The following is an 18,470-nucleotide window of genomic DNA, read 5'->3' as shown; positions in this document are numbered from 1 at the left end:
TGTTCGGGGGTGACTTTTGAGTACAGCATTTAGAACAGTCCCTTGGGTGCGTTGCTGAGGTCGATCACGCCGGGTGCAGCGGTGATGTTCAGCTGGTCCAGTTCGCCTTCGCCCAGTTCAGTGACGCGCTCGACGGCGGCGAGGAACCTTTCGATTTCGGCTTCCTCCACCAAACCAGCGGCGAGGGTGCGGAACTTGTTCACGTACTGCTCGCGGGCGAACGGCCGGGCACCGAGCGGGTGGGCGTCGGCCACCGCAATCTCGTCGGTAATCACGGTTCCATCGGTGAGGGTAATTTCCACCGACCCTCCGAAAGCTTTCTCCGCGATATCTAGAGAGTGGTAACGCCGCGTCCATTCCGGGTCTTCCTCGGTACTGACCTTGAACCAGAGATCCACAGTGTCAGCACGCGCTGCCCGTTCGGGGGCGTAAGAATCCACGTGATGCCAAGCGCCGTCCTGCAGGGCGACCGTGAAGATGTACGGGATGGAGTGGTCCAAGGTTTCCCGGGACGCCTTAGGATCATACTTTTGCGGATCGTTCGCCCCTGACCCAATCACGACATGGGTGTGATGACTTGTGCGTATAAGTACTGACACAACATTCGAAGATTCCTTCAACTCCGGGTACTGGGCATGGAGTTTCCGGGCGAGGTCGATCCACGCCTGGGCCTGGTACTCGGCGGAGTGTTCCTTGGTGTAGGTGTCCAGGATCGCGCGCTTGGCTTCACCGGGCAGGGGAAGGGGTACCTCGTAGGAGGCGTCCGGGCCGTCCAGCATCCAGGCGATCACGCCGTCTTCGCCTTCGTAGATCGGCACCGGGGAGGTCTGGCCGCGCATGGAGCGGTCCACGGCTTCGACTGCCATTTTGCCTGCGAAGGCCGGGGCGTGGGCTTTCCAGGTGGAAATTTCTCCCTTGCGGGACTGGCGGGTGGCGGTGGTGGTGTGCAGGGCCTGGCCTACGGACTGGAAGATCGTCTCGACGTCCAGGCCCAGGAGGGTGCCGATACCGGCTGCGGCGGAGGGGCCGAGGTGAGCCACGTGGTCGATCTTGTGCTTGTGCAGGCAAATGGCCTTGACCAGGTTCACCTGGATCTCGTACCCGGTGGCGATGGCACGGACCAAATCAGCGCCATTGGAGCCCACGTGCTGGGCGACGGCCAGGATCGGCGGGATGTTGTCACCCGGGTGTGAGTAGTCAGCTGCCAGGAACGTGTCGTGGTAATCGAGTTCGCGCACGGCCACGCCGTTTGCCCAGGCAGCCCACTCCGGAGAGACCTGCTCGCTGATGCCGAAAACGTGGGCACCCTTACCGTTGGCACTCGGCGCATGCGTGAGGGCCTGCGCACGGGCGGCGACGATCGGCGCCCGGTTCAGCGAGGCGATAGCCACCGAAGCGTTATCGATGATCCGGTTGATCACCATATCGGTGACCTCGGCGGTGACCTCGACGGGGTCAGCGGCGACCACAGCGATCTTGTGCGCCAACTGCTCCTCGCGCGGGAGGTTCTCTTCGGACTTGTAGACGCGGACGTGGTTGTTCTTGACCATGATGCTCCTTCTGGTGGGACGTTCTACCGGGCCGTGTGGGTGGCCTTGACATGGGTGAGGCTGCGGTGGAGGTGGAGAGTGGTGGCGGCCTCTGCCAGCCGGGGGTTGCCCGCAGCGATGGCTTCGGCGATGGCCGCATGCTCCGCGGCAGCCGCATGAAGTCGGGCAGCATCGTCAGCTGCCAGGCGGCGGACCCGGACCAAATGGACACGAAGGCTGCGCATCGCATTGGCCAGGTACGAGTTGGAGATCGCGGAATCTATGGCCTCGTCCAAGCGGCTGACCAAGGCGTAATACTCGTGCCGGGCGGGATCGTCGTCCCTCAGCAATTCAGGCGCCAGCAACAACTGTGCGTGCAACTCGGCGAAGACACCCGGCTCACCACGCTGGGCGGCAAAGGCCGCGGCCCTAACCTCAAGGGTTTCGCGCAATTCGAACAGTTCATCGATGCTGTCCAGAGAGATATCGGTGACGACGACGCCGCGGCCACCTGCCGCCGCCGTCAATCCTTCTGCGGTGAGCCGGCTCAGCGCCTCCCGGACCGGAGTGCGCGACACGCCGAGGCGTTCGGACTGCTCGACTTCCGCGAGGACGGTTCCCGGGCGAAGGCGCCATTCAATGATGTCTTCACGAAGGGCGATGTAAGCCCGATCACTGGCGCGCATATCTCCAATGTATACATTGAGGGGACATTTGGCTACAGCTTCCTGAAAATAGGTAGTGAATGTATACACATGCGGCAGAGTGACATCCTGTTCCCGATGAAGCGGATCTAATCGGCATCGAACGCGATTTGGAATTCAGCATGCATGCCTAGCCGATAGTTGGTAGTACATGTATTGTTATTACACCATAGACCCGCGGGTCCGGCGGCAGGACTTCGGATCCCGAACCCGCTCGAACCATCGGTGCGCTCAAGCTGAAGTTCCTGCGTGAAAGGACTCGTTATCATGCCCGGTCCCCTTGAAGGGTTGAAGGTTATTGAGTTGGCTGGCCTTGGACCAGGCCCTCATGCAGCGATGATGCTGGCCGATCTCGGTGCCGATGTAGTGCGCATTGAACGTCCAGGCCACATGGAACAGGCAACGCTGCCAGCGACAAACCAACTGCTCCGTAACCGGCGCCTGCTGGTCGCCGATCTAAAAAATGAAGACGACCTGGCCATGGTGCTGCAGCTGATCGAACAAGCCGATGTGCTCATTGAAGGTTTCCGACCCGGCGTAGCGGAGCGCTTGGGATTAGGTCCCGATACATGCTTGGCGACAAACGCGGGTTTGGTTTACGCGCGCATGACAGGTTGGGGCCAGTCCGGCCCCATGCGCAACCGCGCGGGTCACGACATCAATTTCATTTCCCTGACCGGCGCGCTCCATTCGATCGGCAACCAAGGCCAGAAACCGGTGGCCCCCTTGAACCTGGTGGGTGACTTCGGCGGCGGATCCATGTTCTTGGTCGTCGGGGTACTGTCGGCACTGTTTGAGCGACAGACATCAGGCCAAGGGCAGGTCGTAGATGCTGCGATGGTGGACGGCACAAGCGTGCTCATGCAAATGATGTGGGAATTCCGTGGCATGGGCGACTGGAGCCCGGAGCGCGGAACCAACCTGCTCGACACGGGTGCACCATTTTATGATACGTACACCTGCGCTGATGGCAAGTGGGTGGCGGTTGGTGCACTTGAGCCCCAATTCTATGCACAATTGCTTGTTGGTCTCGGTCTGGATAGTGAAGACCTCCCGGCGCAGATGGACCGCAGCCTGTGGCCGACGCTGCGGAGCCGTTTCACGGAAGTCTTTTCCACCAAAGATCGGGACCACTGGTCGGCCGTTTTCGCAGAAACAGATGCATGCGTCTCCCCGGTACTCTCGCTGGGGGAAGCCGTCCTGGATCCACATCTGGTGGAACGCGGGACCATCATTGATGTCGAGGGCATAGCCCAGGGAGCACCAGCTCCCAGGTTCTCACGGACACCCACAGAACTCCCCCGCCCCCCGCGCGCGATGGGCCCGGACCATGAAGCAGTCCTCAGGCAATGGCTCGATGCCAGGTCGGAAGCCAAGGAAACTGTGGCGCAGCTTTGATAGACGCCGTGCGTGTGGGGAACGCAGGATGACATAAGCCCTGGAACGTGCCACTCCGCTCGGCTCCCCAGCAGTTCCACGGAAGAAGAGACAACTTCTACGGGCAGAACGCTCACACGTGGCCCACACGACCTTTGCAGTAACGACTCATCCGCAGGAAAGGCAACGATGGCTCTCAAGGAAGACCTGATATCGCCCAAATCACCTCGGGCCCTCAACGATGGCGTGCCCTATCCCGATGCAGATCTCCTTTTTCTCGAAGACCTGCTGACACGGGAGGAACGGACCCGGCTCTCAGCTGCCCGTTCCTTCTTCCAAACTGAAGTTCGCCCCCTGGCCGTTGATCACTGGAACCGGGCAGAATTTCCGTTCCAACTGTTGCCGGGACTGGCGGCCCAGGAATTAGTAGGGAAACAGCCCACCAGTCATCTGTTGTCCGGTCTGATCCAAATGGAGCTCACCAGAGCAGACACATCAATCTCCACGTTTTTTGGGGTTCATCACGAATTGTTCGCCACAGCTGTTGAGCAATTGGGATCGGACGTGCATCGCGAGGAACTTCTGCCGGACCTGCTGGCACTAAGAAAGATAGGTGCATTTGCTTTAACGGAGCCTTTGCACGGGTCCGACATCTCCCGTCAGATTGAAACGACAGCCACCCGCGACGGGGAAGATTGGATTCTCAACGGTTCCAAGCGTTGGATCGGAAACGGCACCTTCGCCGATGTCGTGTTGGTCTGGGCCAAGGACACAGACGACGGACAGATCAAGGGCTTCATCGTCGAGAAGGAACGAGAGGGCTTCCACGCTGCTCCCATCGCGAACAAGATATCCGTGCGGATTGTGCAGAACGCGGACATCACGTTGAACAATGTGAGGATTCCTGCCGCTAATTGGCTCCCGGGGACGCGGACATTCCAGGACACCAACTTCCTCCTCATGAATTCCCGAGTGTGGGTCAGCTGGCAGGCTGTAGGCCAGCAGCTCGCCGCCTTTGATGTGGCCCGGGCCTATGCTTTGGAACGGGAGCAGTTTGGGCGGCCGGTGGCCTCATTCCAGCTCATACAGGATCAGTTGGTCCGGATCCTGGGCAACGCGATGATGTCTTTGTCTCTCATGATCCAGCTGGCAAGACTCCAGGAGTCCGGCCGGCTGAGCATGGACCACGCTGCTTTGGCGAAAGCGACATGCACGGAGCGGATGCGTGAATCCGTGGCGCTGGGACGCGCCATTCTCGGCGGAAACGGGATCGGCACCGACTTCGAAATGGCAAAGATCTTCGCCGATGCTGAAGCAATCTACTCCTATGAAGGAACCCAGCAAATCAACACCTTGCTGGTTGGACGGGCAGTGACTGGACACTCGGCGTTCGCTTGACCCGACAGCATATGAAGAATCCCGGCCGCCGGTTTAGTCCTGGAAGGTACGGGCACTTCCCGCTACGGGCGAGCAATCGTCAAAAACTGCCCGCACCGCACGCCTGGCAGCCTCCCCACCACCAACCAAGATCGCAAATCGGGGGCGAACACCGTATGCCCGCAGGACGGATGTTTCTGGGACGGCTCAGTATCTCTATGTGAGAATTGGACGTTAAAGCCAAGTGACGGGAGTTCGGTGAAGGTGTCTGATCCTATTGCGCTGTCCAGGGACCCCATTGCGGAGGCGCGGCGTCATTGGCAGGATCGGGGCTGGACAGCGGCTGCTGAAGGCATGGCAGCCGTCACCTCAATCATGCGGACCCAGCAGATCCTACTGGCCCGCATCGAGTCCGTTCTAAAACCGCACGGACTGACATTCGCGCGCTTTGAATTGCTGGCCCTTCTCAGTTTTGCCAGAGAGGGTGCGCTGCCGATGAATAAGGCCAGTGCCCGTTTGCAGGTACATCCAACCAGCGTCACCAACAGTGTGGACCGTCTCGAGCGCGCCGGCCTTGTCCGCCGGGCTGCCCATCCCGGCGATGGGCGGACCAAGCTGGTGGAGATCACCGGGCAGGGACGCAACGTGGTGGAGCGGGCGACTCTGGAATTAAACGGCACGGTGTTTGGCAATCCCGGTTTCAGCGCCCCGGAGTTGGATAGGCTAAACCAGATGTTGGGAAAGTTCCGTCGCGACGCGGGCGATTTCGTGGATACGCGTTTCCCGATATAGTCCCCCAGCATTGGGCTTCATCGAGTCAGCATCAGGTTTTTCCCTGCTGGGATGGGTATTGACCGGTAGGCGGCATGTATGCACCGGACCTCAGCGGAGAGTGCCAATCGTGGTCGAAGTTCGATTGCACGGGAAGATCGGACGCGGAGTCTGCTAAATGTGAGGGTTACTCTCCTGATTGGAGGGGATGTGTTCACTGATGTCAGCTGTCTCCGGCAAGGTCCCGGAAAGGGCAGTCCCATCCCACCGGGACCGCGGGTAGAGGCACGTCCAGACCTCAAACCCAGAAGCGGCATCGATGAATTTCCTCTCAAACGCTCCCTCTGCAGCAATCCATAAGCCGGATGCGTCGTGCATTGCTGCGTCAACTAGCCCTATGCAATAGACCTCTCCGTCGAGTCGTACCTCGACGGTTTCGCCGACGAGGGACTGCCATTGGTCTGTGCGGTGCATGCTGGAACGTCCTCTTATGGGTTGTCGGTAGTTGTAGATAGGTCATTGTTCGTTCGGTCAGGGCCCCAGGTTCCCTCCGCCACCTTCGGTCCAAGGCCGGCACCGGATGTCTTTTACGGGTATGGGGACTTCAACAAACGAATCCGGGCCAGGCCCTTCTCCTTATGTTCCTGGGTTGGTTCCCATGGATTCATTCAAGGCGAAGGGCGGGCGCATCAGCCCGGGGGTGATACTTTCGGCGGGATCACTGCCAAGCTGGGTGATCCTGTTGCGTTGGTCGACGTGGACCACCCTGGGGGCATAAGTTGTGGCCTCTTCAGTTGTCATCTGTGCATAAGTGATGAGGATGACGGTGTCGTTCTCATGGACCAAATGGGCGGCGGGACCGTTAATGCCGATGACACCGGAGCCACGCTCCCCGGCAATGGTGTAGGTCTCCAGTCGTGCTCCATTGGTGACATCCACGATTGCAACGAGTTCACCGGGCAGGATATCGGCCGCGTCCAGCAGGTCCAGATCCACGGTGACGGATCCGACGTAGTGAAGGTCGGCATGCGTGACCGTGGCCCGGTGAATTTTGGACTTGAACATAGTGCGCGTCATGGAAGGCATGACCTATATCCCCCTGACGGGCTCGTAGCTGTCATTTCGGTGCGGGTCCACTGGAAGGCTGCCCCCGCTCCAGCGGAAGTTCGGTTCCCGTTTGTTGAGGAAAGCCTCTATGCCTTCTTCGGGTTCCCCACTGGCGGCCATCTGGTCCTGCCAGTAGCTGCTAATCGAAGGGATTGCGGGGTCGTGGGCGGCTATTGCGTCGACGATTTGCTTCATGGCCTGGGTGGAAAGCTGGGAGCGGGTTACGATCCGCCTAGCCAGTTCCTGGATTTCATCCTGGAACTGGTGCGCGGGGACCACCCGTGCAAGCAGACCAAGTTCGTGCGCTTCGCTGGCGGTGATGAAATCGCCGGTTAAGAGCAGGTATTTCGCGGTGGCGGGCCCGGCGAGGCGAACGAGACGTTCGATGCCGGAAAGCGGGTAGACGATTCCGACCTTGGCTGGGGTGATCCCGAAGGTTGCGCTGTCGGCTGCGATGCGGATATCGCACGCGCCGGCGATCTGCCAGGCGCCGCCCATGCAATAACCCTCAATCGCCGCGATGGTGGGTTTAGGGAAGCTGGCCAGCGCATTCTCACCTGCGGTGACATGGCCGCCGTCGTGCGCGCCACTATCCGGATCTCGCAGTATGGCTTTCAGATCGCTGATATCGGCACCGGCCGAGAAGTTGTTGCCGGCACCGCGCACCACGACTACCTTCACGCCTGGGTCCGCGGCGAGCCGGTCCAAGATGGGTCCGAACTGCTGCCACATGTCCTGGGTTAGCGCGTTACGACGCCGGGGATTGTCGATCACAATGGTCGCCACGGCTCCAGATTGTTCAACGCGCAGTGCCGCTGTCACGAATTCCTGCCCCGCCCCGGTCACGCCCGGACCCCGTCGGAGGAGAGCGATTCGCGGACTATGCCGGTGGACATCAGCTGCTCGATCTGTTCGGCAGTGAAGGCAAGTTTTTTCAGGATCTCGCGGGTATCTTCCCCTAGGGCCGGTGGCGCTTTGTGAACTGGTGTGGGCTCGCCGTTGACGGATAGGGGCCCCCGCAGCAGGGGCAGCTTGGTACCGTCGTAGCGGATCACGGTGCGGACCATATCAACGGCCGCGACCTGCGGATCGGCGAAGACCTCCGCGTAGTTGTAGATAGGGCCGCAGGGGATCTTCGCAGCCCGGAAGGACTCGAGCCATTCAAGTCCTGGGCGGTCCTTGAGAAGTTCCTCCAGTCGCCTGGCCAAGGCGTTCCGATTGGTGGAACGGTCCCGCCCTGTCGTGTAGTCCGGGTCCTGTGCCAGGGCGGGATCCGCTAGGAGCGCACAGAGCTCGAGCCATTGTTTGTCGTTGCCGACTGCGATGATCACGGGGATGTCCGCGGTCTTGAAGACACCGTACGGTGCGAGCACGGGGTGGTCGTTGCCTTGGGGTACCGGGACCTCGCCGTTGCTGAGGTATCGCTGCCCCTGGAACGCGGACAAGGCCAATGCTGACTCCAGCAGCGAGGTCGAGATGTCCAGCCCTGCGCCGGTTCGGGCGCGGCCGGCGAGGGCAGCCGCGATTCCGTAAGCGGTGAAGATACCTGCGCACATATCCACTATCGGAACGCCGAAGCGATACATGTGGTCTGCGTCCTGGCCGGTCACTGACATCAGACCGGACATGGCTTGGGCTACCTGGTCCAGGCCTGCGGTCCGGGCCAGTGGCCCGCTCGTTCCGAACCCGGTCACCGAGGCGATGATGAGCCCGGGATTCTTGGCCCGCAGATCCTCTGGGTCCAACCCCATCTCCGTGAGGACCCCGGGGCGGAAATTATCGATGACTACGTCCGCTTCCAAGGCCAGTTGCCGCAGCAAATCCATGCCCTCAGGGGTGTAGAAATCGACAGCGATGGAGGACTTACCTCGGTTGGCCGAGTCAAAGTACAAGCTGTGTTCGTTCTCAAACGGCGGCCAGGAGCGTGAGGAGTCTCCGCCTTTGATCGATTCAGCCTTGATAACAGTGGCTCCCAGGTCCGCCAGAAGCGCCGTGGCGTACGGGCCGGCAAGAGCACGGCTAAGGTCAAGCACTGTGATTCCGGCAAGCGGTGCCGCATTCGTTGTCATGGTCAGCCCCTCAGCTTGACGTTGATCTGCTTGGTCTGGGTGAACCCGGCGAGCATGCCCTCCAGGGAGACCTCACGGCCGATGCCGCTTTGCTTGTAGCCGCCGTAGGACTGCCCCACCAACTGGCCGCCGCCCTGGTTGACCTGCACCCAACCTGCCTCGACCCGGTGCGCGGTGTTCAGCGCGTTGTCCAGGTTGTGGCTCCACACGTAGGCCGCGAGACCGTAGTGTGAGTCGTTGGCCATGGCCACGACTTCGTCGATGTCCTTCCAGCGGATCGCCGCGAGGACCGGGCCGAATATCTCTTCCTGGGCCAGGCGGAAATCGTTGCGGACGCCGCCAAAGACGGTTGGCATATGGTAGTACCCCTCGGTCAGCGGCCCCTCGGTGGGCACCTGGCCGCCCAAGGCAACGGTTAGGTCCTTGTTGGTCGTACCCTCTTGCAGGTAGCTGCTGATCTGGCTGAATTGGTTGTTGTTGATGATCGCACCCATGTCTGTTGCCTCATCCAACGGATCTCCTACCTTGAGAGCGCCCAGCCTGGTCACAAGGCGTTCGAGTACGTCGTCGTAGATGTCCTCATGCAGGAACAAACGGGATCCGGCGGTGCAGCTCTGGCCTTGCCGGGTGAACCGGGAAGCTGCCAGCAGCCCATCGATCAAGTCTTCGTCCACGGCGTCGGGAAACACGATGGAGGGGTTCTTTCCGCCCAGTTCCAGGGACACGTGTGCCAGGCGCTCACTGGCTTGGCGGGCGACTGTGCGTCCGACTTCGGTGGAGCCGGTGAAGGAAACTTTGTCTACGCCCGGATGGGTAGACAGTGCATCGCCGATCACGCTTCCGCGGCCGGTCAGTGCGTTGAGGACGCCGGCCGGGAGATGGCGGTTGCAGATTTCGGTCAGTAGCAGGATCGTCAGGGGTGCGTCGTCGGCGGCTTTGAGGATGACCGTGTTGCCGGCGGCAAGTGCGGCTGGGATTTTGAACCCGGCGATCATCAGTGGGGAGTTCCACGGCAGGATGGCAGCGACGACGCCGAGTGGTTCCAGCCGGGTGTACTGCAGTTGGTTGTCTCCGGCCGGCAATGTGGTGCCCTTGACTTCCCCGGCGATACCGGAGAAATAGCGGAAGAGCGCTACCAGCGTGGCCACTTCGGGGCGGGCTTGGGTGCGCAAGGCGTTGCCGGTGTCCAGTGCCGTCAGCCTGGCGAAGTCCTCGGCCCGCAGCTCGATGTCGTCAGCGATCCTCGCCAGCGCCCTGGCACGGTCGGTGAAATGTACCGAACGCCACCCCGGGAACGCGCGACGCGCGGCCGCGACGGCACGCTCGACGTCGTAGACTCCGGCGGAGGGTACCCGGGCGATCACCTGCTCGCGGACGGCGGGGTTCTTTACCTCACGCCACTGACCTGTGGTGGCTTCGGTCTGTTCCCCATCGATCCACATCAGATGGTCAAAGCGACCCAGGATGGAGTCGACTCGGGGGTCAACGCTTACTTCGGTCATGGTTCCTCGTCTTCAAAATGGTGGGCCGCGAGCCGGGGTGTTGGGTCAACCGCCAGAAGGTCAGCGGTGGCTGAATTCGGGGGTGCGCTTGTCGATGAAGGCGGACATACCTTCCTTCTGGTCTTCCATAGCCCAGCAGGAGTGGTTCAGGCGGCGCTCGAAATGCACACCGTCGGCCAGAGACATCTCGTGGGCTGCGTTGACGGCTTCCTTGCCCAGCTGGGTGATCGGTTTGGACATGCCCGCGATGACCGCGGCTGTCGCCAACGCTTCTTCCATCAGACCTGCGACCGGCACGACCCGGGTGACCAGTCCGGCGCGTTCTGCCTCTTCGGCGCCCATGGTCCGGCCCGTAAGCACCATTTCCATGGCCTTGGCTTTTCCGATCGCCCGCGTGAGGCGCTGAGTTCCGCCCATGCCTGGGATAACGCCGATCCTGATTTCAGGCTGGCCGAATTTGGCGTTGTCTGCAGCGATGATGAAGTCGCAGATCATCGCCAGCTCGCAGCCTCCGCCGAGGGCATGGCCTGCGACGGCGGCGATCATCGGGGTGCGTAGGCGGGCGAGTTCGTCCCAGGCGGCGAACCAGTTCCGGGTATACATCTCGACATAGGTCAGTGGTGCCATTTCCTTGATGTCCGCCCCGGCAGCGAAGGCCCGGTCCGAGCCGGTAATGATGATCGCCCCAATGCCTGGGTCCGCATCGAAGCTGCGGGCCGCGGCGAGCACCTCGTGGCCCAGTGCATCATTGAGGGCGTTCAGTGCCTCCGGCCGGTTTAGGATGATGGTCCCTACGCGGCCTTCTTGCTTGACCAGGATGCTCTTGTAATCGCTCATACTGTTTCCTTCGTCTGAGAGTTGGCTCGAATCTGGTTGATGATGCCGGAGAAGTCCTGGCTGGCTCCTTCGCCCTCGGCGAAGGTCCGGTAGATCTGCTCGGTCAGGGAACCGAGCCGGGCCTGGACCCCGGCCGCTTCGAACGCCCGCACGGCCAGACCGAGGTCCTTGGCCATGAGGGCCCCGGCGAAGCCGGGTTGGTAGCCGCGGTTCGCGGGGCTGGCCGGAACCGGCCCGGGGACCGGGCAGTTGGTGGTCAAGGCCCAGCACTGGCCGGAGGCGGCCGAGGCGACATCGAACAGGGCCTGGTTGGACAGGCCCAGTTTTTCGCCCAGGACGAAGGCCTCCGACACAGCGATCATGGACACGCCCAGGATCATGTTGTTGCAGACCTTCGCAGCCTGACCGGCTCCGGGTCCGCCGCAGTGCACGATCCGGGCGCCCATTGCAGCCAGGATGGGCTCGGCCTCGGCGAAGTCTTCGGCGCTGCCTCCGGCCATGAAGGTCAGTGTGCCGTTTTCTGCCCCACCCACGCCGCCCGAGACGGGGGCGTCCAAGCTTCTGTGCCCGGCCGCGGAAGCCATTTCGTGGGCGGCGCGAGCGTCTTCGACTGCGATCGTTGAGCATTCCAGGAAGAGGGTTCCCGTGCCGGCGACGGCCAGCAACCCGTTCCCGCCCTGGTAGGCGTCGAGCACATGGCGTCCCGCCGGGAGCATGGTGATGACGACGTCGGCGTCGGCGGCAGCAGCGGCGGCGGATTCGGCCACCTCGATGCCTCCCGACCGGGCTTGGTCCAGTGCCGCTGGTGCCAGGTCGAATCCAGATACGTGGTGGCCTGCCTTGACTAGGTTCGCGGCCATCGGGCCGCCCATGTGTCCCAGTCCGATGAAAGCTATCTTTTTACTCATCAAAACTCCTACTCCTACAGCTGTTGTGGCTTGTGTCTTCAGGCGGTGGCACCGGAAGCGGGCGTGGGCAGGCGCAGTTCGCGCGGTCCGAGGGACGTGAAGTAGCGGGCCACATCCTCAGTCGACACCGCTTCCAGGGCGGCTGGGGACCATTGTGGGTTGCGGTCCTTGTCGATCACTTGTGCCCTGATTCCTTCGGCCAGGTCGGGTCCCGCGAGGCAGCGCAGTGACACCCGGTATTCCTGCTGCAGGGTTTCTTCCAAGCTGGCCGAGTTCCTGGCCCGGCGCAGCGATTCCAGGGTCAGCTTCAGCGCGGTCGGTGACTTCGTCCGGATGGACTCCGCAGCTGCCTGGGCTGCGGGGACCGGCGAGGCCAGCAACGCGTCGAGAATTTCCTCTACCGTGTCGAAGGCGTAGCACGCGTCGATCCAGTCCTGGTTCCCGGCCAGGGCCGAGGGCGGGATATCTGTGGCGAAGGATCGGACGGCTGCCTCTGCGTTTTGCGAGGTCAGAGCCTCCGTCAGGTCAGGAAGTGCGCTGCTGTTGACGAAATGGTCGGCGAGGCCCAAGACGATCGCGTCCGGGCCGGAGAGGTTGGCCGCGGTGAGAGCCACGTGGGTGCCCAGTTCGCCGGGGGCGTGTGAGAGCAGGTGCGTGCCGCCGACGTCGGGGACGAACCCGATGCCCGTTTCGGGCATGCCAACCTTGGTGCGCTCCGTCACTACGCGCAGCAAACCGTGGGCAGAGACCCCGACTCCGCCGCCGAGTACCAGGCCGTCCATGAGGGTTACGTACGGTTTCGGGTAGTTCGCGATCCGGGCGTTGAGCCTGTACTCGTCGGCCCAGAACTCCTCGGTCCCGGTACCGTGGTTCACCGCGTCCTTATGGATGGCGACGATGTCACCCCCAGCGCATAGCCCGCGGTCCCCCGCTCCGGTCAGCAGGACGGTGGACAGGGTGGCGTCGTTCTCCCACGCATCGAGGGCCTCGGCGATCCGGGTGACCATGTGGTGTGTCAGTGCGTTGATGGATTTGGGCCGGTTCAGGATGATGTGCCCCACCTGGCCCTCGCGGCGCAGCAGGATGTCGTTTTCCATCGCTATGCTCCCGCCACGCTGCGTCCGACAACCAGGCGCATGATCTCGTTGCTTCCTTCGAGGATCTGGTGGACGCGCAGGTCACGGGCGATCTTTTCCAGACCGTATTCCGAGAGATACCCGTAGCCGCCGTGGAGCTGCATGGCGCGGTTGGCTACGCTGAACCCCGCGTCTGTGGCGACCTGTTTGGCCATGGCGCAGAGCTTGACGGCGTCCGGCGCCCCGCGGTCCAAAGCCTCCGCTGCCCGCCAGAGCAGGGTCCGGGCCGACACGAGCTCGGTTTCCATGTCGGCGATTTGGAACAGCAGGGCTTGCTGGTTGATCAGCGGCCCGCCGAACGCCTGGCGGTCCTTGAGGTAGGCCACGGACTTGTCCAATGCGGTCTGGCCGCCTCCCAGGGAACACGCACCCATGTTGATGCGCCCCCCGTTGAGCCCTTTCATCGCGATGCCGAATCCGCCGCCCTCTTCGCCGAGGCGATTCGCAACCGGAACCCGGACGTTCTCCAAGATCACTTGGCGCGTCGGCTGGGCGTTCCACCCCATCTTCTTCTCGTTCGCGCCAAAAGACAGCCCAGGTGTCTCAGCCGGCACAACGATGGCGGTGATGCCGCGGCTTCCGGTGTCAGCGGTACGGCACATCACAAGGTAGTAGCTGGCGGACCCTGCACCGGAAATGAACTGCTTGACGCCATTGAGTACGTACTCATCACCATCGCGGACCGCTTTGGTGGCCAGCGCAGCAGCGTCCGAGCCAGCGCCGGGTTCCGTGAGGCAGTAGCTGCCCAGTGCTTCCATGGACGCCAACTGGGGCACCCATTGTGCTCGTTGCTCGGTGTTGCCGAACGAATCGATCATCCACACCACCATGTTGTGAATGGAGATGTACGCGGCGATCGTCGGATCCGCCTTGGCCAATTCCTCGAAGATCAACACCGCATCGCTGCGTGTGAGACCTGAACCACCGAACTGCTCCTGGATGTAGATTCCGCCCATCCCCAGCGTGCCGGCTTCGGCCAGCACATCCACCGGGAAGTGCTTGGTCTCGTCCCATTTGGCGGCGTTGGGTGCCAGGGCCTCGTTGGCGAAGTCCCGGACCATCGCAACCATCGCCTGCTGGTCCTCGCTGAGTTCAAACATTCCATTCCTATCGAAGATGTAGATTTCCGTTGAGTAGGAAGCCCAAGTCCTTGCCGGGGCTTCCCGATTTTTCTCGTGATTTCCCCTAATCGGGACCCCGGGACGCTACTTGCTGACTTTGCCGGTGATAGCGGCGATCGGGCGCAGGAACAGCGGCCGGGCCAGGAACCAGGCGGCGATCATGACTGCCAGTGACGCCGCGAAAATCCAAAATCCCGTCCAGCCAGCGCCGTCGTTGGCGGCATACATGTGGTTCAGGTTTTTCAGGGCCCCGGTGGTAAACACGAGGGCTACGTGCACGACCAAGAAGCAAACGAAGTAGACCATGACAGGGAAGTGGACCCTGCGGGCCGCTTCGATCGGGTAGATCTGGTTCAGAGTTGTGGCATTCTTTGGCCAGGCCCCGCTCATCCGCAGGCCGGTGGCCACCGCCAGTGGCGCGGCGATGAAGATGATGGAGAAGTAGGCCAGCACCTGCAACGAGTTGTAGTTGACCCAGCCGTTTTCGGTGGGCCAGTTCAGCGACGCGTACTGGATCGCGGTGGACACGGCATTTGGGATGACCTCCCAGCTTGTCGGCACGATTCGCATCCACTGGCCCGTAGCAAGTAGCAGGATGACGAAGATGATGCCGTTGAGGAACCATAGCGCGTCCAGGCTCAAGTGGAACCAGAGGTTCAGGCTGATCTTGGCCGGTTTTCCCTGGGTCCTGATCAGCCCGGTGTTGTTCCGCGTCCAGTGTTCCTTGGGTTTTGCCGTGGTGCGCACCAGCCAGCCCGAGCGGATGATCAGCACGAGGAAGAATCCGTTGAGGAAGTGCTGCCAGCCCAGCCACGCTGGCAGGCCCACCGGGGCCGCAGCGGGCAGTTCGACCTGCCCGGGGTAGGTCTTGAGGAAGTCCTGGACGGCCGGCAGGGTGCGTATCCATTGGGCGACCAAGACGACGGCGGCCAGCGCCACCACAGCGGCGATGATCGCCGCGACCAGCTTGGCCCATTTGTTTTTGGGCCTGGCCGTCTTGATGGTCATCCTCGACATGACGCTGTTTCCTTTTCGTAGGCTGAAGGTGCCCGTTCTCTGGCACGGGCTGCCAGTGAGCGGCTAGTTGGAGCGGGCCTGGAGTGCTTCGATCAGCTGGGGAACCACGGTGAACACGTCACCGACGATCCCGAAATCGGCGACTTCGAAGATGGGGGCGTCCTCGTCCTTATTGATGGCCACGATGGTTTTGGCGGTCTGCATGCCAGCCCGGTGTTGGATGGCCCCCGAGATTCCCAGCGCCACATACAGCTGTGGGGACACGGTGATGCCGGTCTGTCCAACCTGGGAGTTCTGCTCGATGTAGCCGGCGTCGACTGCAGCCCGGGAGGCGCCGACGGCGGCTCCGAGCGCGTCAGCGAGCTGCTCGACGAGAACGAAGTTCTGCTTGGAGCCAAGACCGCGTCCTCCGGAGACCACGGCGGCCGCGCCGCGAAGCGCTGGCCGTCCAGAACCGGAGCTCACCGGTTGGACCATGGTGATGGTCGTTGCGTTTCCGGCGGCGACAGCAAGCGAGACGGTCGTGGTCGACGGGACTTTTGACGCGGCGGGTTCGTTCAGGGCTCCCTGGCGCAAAGTGATGACCGTTGGCCCGGACTGCACCGTAGCTTCAACAGTGTAGGTGCCACCAAAGATCGAGTGGACGCCGACAGCGGATCCGTCCTGTGCGGTCCGTACGTCCACCACGTCGACCAGCAGCCCGCCGCCGGAGCGTACGGCAAACCGGCCAGCGATCTCGCGGCTTTCAACCGAGTTGGCCAAGATGACAGCGGACGGGTCCAGCTCGCGGGCTGCCGACATGAGTGCTTCGACCTGGGCGGCTGCCATCAGCCGACCTACCTCCGGGCTCTCTGCCAGATATACGTGCTGCGCGCCCAGGTTCCCAAGTTCGGAAACCGCAGCGGCGCCTTCTCCCTGCTGCGTGACCACGACGGCCACGGGCACTCCTAGCTTGCTTGCTGCGGCGATCAGACCGGCGGCGCTGCCGGTGATGGCTCCGGAGGCTGAGGTTTCAATCAGTGCCAGTACGTTCGTCATATAGCTCTCCTTGGATCAGATCAGGCGGCTGGCGACCAGGAAGTCGGCAAGATCCTTGGCCGCGGTTCCGTCGTCAACAATCTTCTTGCCGGCGGTTCGTGCCGGTCGCTCGGAAACGGTGAGCACCGTTGAATTGGCGCCTCCGCCATGGGGGATCACGCCCAGATCCTCCAAGGACAGGGTGGCCAGGGGTTTGCGCTTTGCCGTCAGGATGCCTTTGAAGTTCGGAAAGCGGGCCTCGGCAGATCGCTCTGTTACCGACACGATGGCCGGCAGTAGCGCGCTGACGGTCAGGTTCCCGGCCTCGACGGTGGCTTCCCCGGCTACCCTTTCCGGGGTAATTTCCATGGTGTTCAGTGAGGACAGCAGGGGCAGTCCGAGGTGTTCGGCGACCATGGCAGGGACCACTCCGCCACGGCCGTCGGTCGATTCGTTGCCAGTGACGACCAGGTCAAAGCCGGCCTGCTGTACGGCGGCGGCCAGAACCCTGGCGGTGGCAGCGATATCGGCGCCTTCCAGCAGGTCGTCCACCACGTGTACCGCGGAGTCCGCCCCCATGGACAGCGCTTTGCGCAGGACCGCAGTGGCGGAGGCCGGTCCCACCGTCAGGGCCACGACCTCGGTGCCCTTGTTTGCGTCCCTGTGGCGCAGCGCCACCTCAAGCGCACGCTCGTTGATTTCGTCGGCGACACACTCATTCGCGCCGCGATCAAGCAATCCCGTTACGGGGTCTAGCCTGCGTTCTTCCTCGGTGTCAGGGACCTGTTTCACCAGAACAATAATTTTCATGGGGCTTTCCTGATCTTCATAGGGCTTTCCTCCCGCTGCAGCTAAGCCGGGTAAGCATCAAGAGTTAATTTACTAGGAAGTCCTAGTAAATACTAGGACTTCCTAGTATTTACTGAATCGAATTACCTCAAGCAGCCACAGAGGATGCCAGCAAGGGGGCGTTGAATCGTCAACTGCCAAGATTCATGGTGGTTTAGTTGAGTTAGCGGTGCTGCCAAACAAATTGCCGCATAGCGTTAACTTTTGAGACGAACTCGGGTGAACGCAGCCTGCCTTGATAGGCACAGAACGTCTCCGAAGATGCGATCCTCACCGGCCCTTTTTCGTCTTGATCGTGACGGGCGTCCTGTTGATAGCCGCCGCGGTCTTGTGGACGCATCGGGCGTAGGTCAAGAGGGATGGGCAGCCTGGCGTGGCGAGCTCGCGCGAACCACCCGGCCAATCACTCAGAATGATCCTGGCGTCTGTCTGATTCGACAATTTCGATCAGACAGCGGTCATCGGCAAGCGACACTTCACCTAGCTTTTAGGAGGGCCCGCTTGCTTACGGTACGGCCTTGACCTCGCAGTGAATGGGCCATGACTTGGTGATCAGGTTGCCGTCGGGTCGGCTGTATCCGATATTGAGAGTGACCCCTGGAGCTTCTCTCGCAGCACGGCCAAACCAGACGACAGTTCTTCGAGCAGTTCCTCAGGCACCTCGGCCATACCCCATCGGCACTCGTCCAAAGCCGCCGCCACCAGAGCTTGTGCTTTTTCGCCAGCAGGAAGAATAACGACCTTGGTTACACGCCGATCCTCGGGCATCCTTACGCGGCTGACATAACCAAGGCGTTCGAGCCGGTCAATGGTGCGAGTGATGCTAGTGGGATGAGTGCCAACGCGTAGCGCCAACTTCGTCATAGGCATGCGTTTTTGAGGATGGAAGCTGAGAGCGGTGAGTGCTTGCCAGCCGGCCAACCCCAAATTCATGTTGGTCAACTCCGGCTGTGCTGCGGCCGTCGCTTGAATCAGCTTGGAAATCCGTTCGACCTCAAGGGCCACCGTTACCTGCAGGTGTGCTTCCATGCCGCGATGCGCAAACTCTTGACGAGTTGCCTCAACGATGTCGCGGTCCAGCCCTTGGCGGTCTGTTGCGCCGGAGCCTGCCATGTCGTCCCTTCTCCCAATCGAAGAACTAATGGACAT

17 protein-coding genes are annotated in these 18,470 nt (G+C 61.8%); 3 read left to right on the top strand and 14 right to left on the bottom strand.

The features are described 5' to 3' along the window. Window positions 1-29: 29 nt before the first annotated feature. Together CQ020_RS14500 and CQ020_RS14495 are read right to left on the bottom strand one after the other, a co-directional pair. Window positions 30-1,550 carry an MmgE/PrpD family protein gene (locus CQ020_RS14500; protein ID WP_105692479.1) on the bottom strand — a complete coding sequence of 507 codons (1,521 nt, stop codon included), beginning with the start codon at window positions 1,548-1,550 and terminating at the stop codon, window positions 30-32. 23 nt (window positions 1,551-1,573) lie between these two features. Continuing rightward, a complete protein-coding gene (locus CQ020_RS14495) occupies window positions 1,574-2,215 on the bottom strand; it encodes a GntR family transcriptional regulator (RefSeq protein WP_105692478.1) in 642 nt (213 codons plus the stop codon). A gap of 285 nt (window positions 2,216-2,500) precedes the next feature. Between CQ020_RS14495 and CQ020_RS14490 the strand changes: the two genes are divergently transcribed. The 3 genes from CQ020_RS14490 to CQ020_RS14480 all read left to right on the top strand — a co-directional run bounded on the left by CQ020_RS14490 (window position 2,501) and on the right by CQ020_RS14480 (window position 5,779). Further along, a complete protein-coding gene (locus tag CQ020_RS14490) occupies window positions 2,501-3,631 on the top strand; it encodes a CaiB/BaiF CoA-transferase family protein (RefSeq protein WP_105692477.1) in 1,131 nt (376 codons plus the stop codon). A 168-nt stretch (window positions 3,632-3,799) separates the two neighbouring features. After that, complete coding sequence (locus CQ020_RS14485; protein ID WP_105692476.1) at window positions 3,800-5,008, top strand: acyl-CoA dehydrogenase family protein; 1,209 nt, start codon at window positions 3,800-3,802, stop codon at window positions 5,006-5,008. 333 nt (window positions 5,009-5,341) lie between these two features. Then, complete coding sequence (locus CQ020_RS14480; protein ID WP_105692494.1) at window positions 5,342-5,779, top strand: MarR family winged helix-turn-helix transcriptional regulator; 438 nt, start codon at window positions 5,342-5,344, stop codon at window positions 5,777-5,779. Between the two features lie 615 nt (window positions 5,780-6,394). Here CQ020_RS14480 and panD read toward each other — a convergent pair. The 12 genes from panD to CQ020_RS14415 form a co-directional block, all read right to left on the bottom strand. Then, window positions 6,395-6,835 (bottom strand): aspartate 1-decarboxylase, encoded by a 441-nt coding sequence (gene panD / locus CQ020_RS14470; protein WP_181151891.1) that lies wholly within the window; start codon window positions 6,833-6,835, stop codon window positions 6,395-6,397. 12 nt (window positions 6,836-6,847) lie between these two features. Further along, on the bottom strand, window positions 6,848-7,651 hold the full coding sequence (locus tag CQ020_RS14465; protein WP_219844517.1) for an enoyl-CoA hydratase/isomerase family protein: 804 nt from the start codon (window positions 7,649-7,651) through the stop codon (window positions 6,848-6,850). Between the two features lie 56 nt (window positions 7,652-7,707). Continuing rightward, window positions 7,708-8,934 carry a CaiB/BaiF CoA-transferase family protein gene (locus CQ020_RS14460; RefSeq protein ID WP_105692473.1) on the bottom strand — a complete coding sequence of 409 codons (1,227 nt, stop codon included), beginning with the start codon at window positions 8,932-8,934 and terminating at the stop codon, window positions 7,708-7,710. Between the two features lie 2 nt (window positions 8,935-8,936). Continuing rightward, window positions 8,937-10,436, bottom strand: coding sequence for an aldehyde dehydrogenase family protein (locus tag CQ020_RS14455; RefSeq protein ID WP_105692472.1), 1,500 nt, complete (start codon window positions 10,434-10,436; stop codon window positions 8,937-8,939). 60 nt (window positions 10,437-10,496) lie between these two features. Beyond that, window positions 10,497-11,273: an enoyl-CoA hydratase gene (locus tag CQ020_RS14450; protein WP_105692471.1), complete on the bottom strand. Its 777-nt coding sequence runs from the start codon at window positions 11,271-11,273 to the stop codon at window positions 10,497-10,499. Beyond that, on the bottom strand, window positions 11,270-12,181 hold the full coding sequence (mmsB, locus tag CQ020_RS14445; protein WP_105692470.1) for a 3-hydroxyisobutyrate dehydrogenase: 912 nt from the start codon (window positions 12,179-12,181) through the stop codon (window positions 11,270-11,272). The genes CQ020_RS14450 and mmsB overlap by 4 nt, the downstream gene beginning before the upstream one ends. Window positions 12,182-12,219: 38 nt before the next feature. Continuing rightward, window positions 12,220-13,278, bottom strand: coding sequence for an enoyl-CoA hydratase/isomerase family protein (locus CQ020_RS14440; RefSeq protein ID WP_105692469.1), 1,059 nt, complete (start codon window positions 13,276-13,278; stop codon window positions 12,220-12,222). Between the two features lie 2 nt (window positions 13,279-13,280). Next, on the bottom strand, window positions 13,281-14,417 hold the full coding sequence (locus tag CQ020_RS14435) for an acyl-CoA dehydrogenase family protein (protein ID WP_105692468.1): 1,137 nt from the start codon (window positions 14,415-14,417) through the stop codon (window positions 13,281-13,283). Window positions 14,418-14,522: 105 nt separating this feature from the next. Next, window positions 14,523-15,455 carry a cytochrome b/b6 domain-containing protein gene (locus CQ020_RS14430; protein ID WP_374955195.1) on the bottom strand — a complete coding sequence of 311 codons (933 nt, stop codon included), beginning with the start codon at window positions 15,453-15,455 and terminating at the stop codon, window positions 14,523-14,525. A 63-nt stretch (window positions 15,456-15,518) separates the two neighbouring features. Continuing rightward, window positions 15,519-16,493, bottom strand: coding sequence for an electron transfer flavoprotein subunit alpha/FixB family protein (locus CQ020_RS14425; RefSeq protein WP_105692467.1), 975 nt, complete (start codon window positions 16,491-16,493; stop codon window positions 15,519-15,521). 15 nt (window positions 16,494-16,508) lie between these two features. Next, on the bottom strand, window positions 16,509-17,282 hold the full coding sequence (locus tag CQ020_RS14420) for an electron transfer flavoprotein subunit beta/FixA family protein (RefSeq protein WP_105692466.1): 774 nt from the start codon (window positions 17,280-17,282) through the stop codon (window positions 16,509-16,511). A 591-nt stretch (window positions 17,283-17,873) separates the two neighbouring features. Further along, a complete protein-coding gene (locus tag CQ020_RS14415) occupies window positions 17,874-18,470 on the bottom strand; it encodes a MarR family transcriptional regulator (RefSeq protein WP_105692465.1) in 597 nt (198 codons plus the stop codon).

It is taken from the genome of Arthrobacter sp. MYb23 (genome assembly GCF_002979775.1).
Taxonomy (GTDB): Bacteria; Actinomycetota; Actinomycetes; order Actinomycetales; family Micrococcaceae; genus Arthrobacter.
Note: the sequence above shows the minus strand (reverse complement) of the source record. Positions and strands in the feature narration are given on the sequence as shown.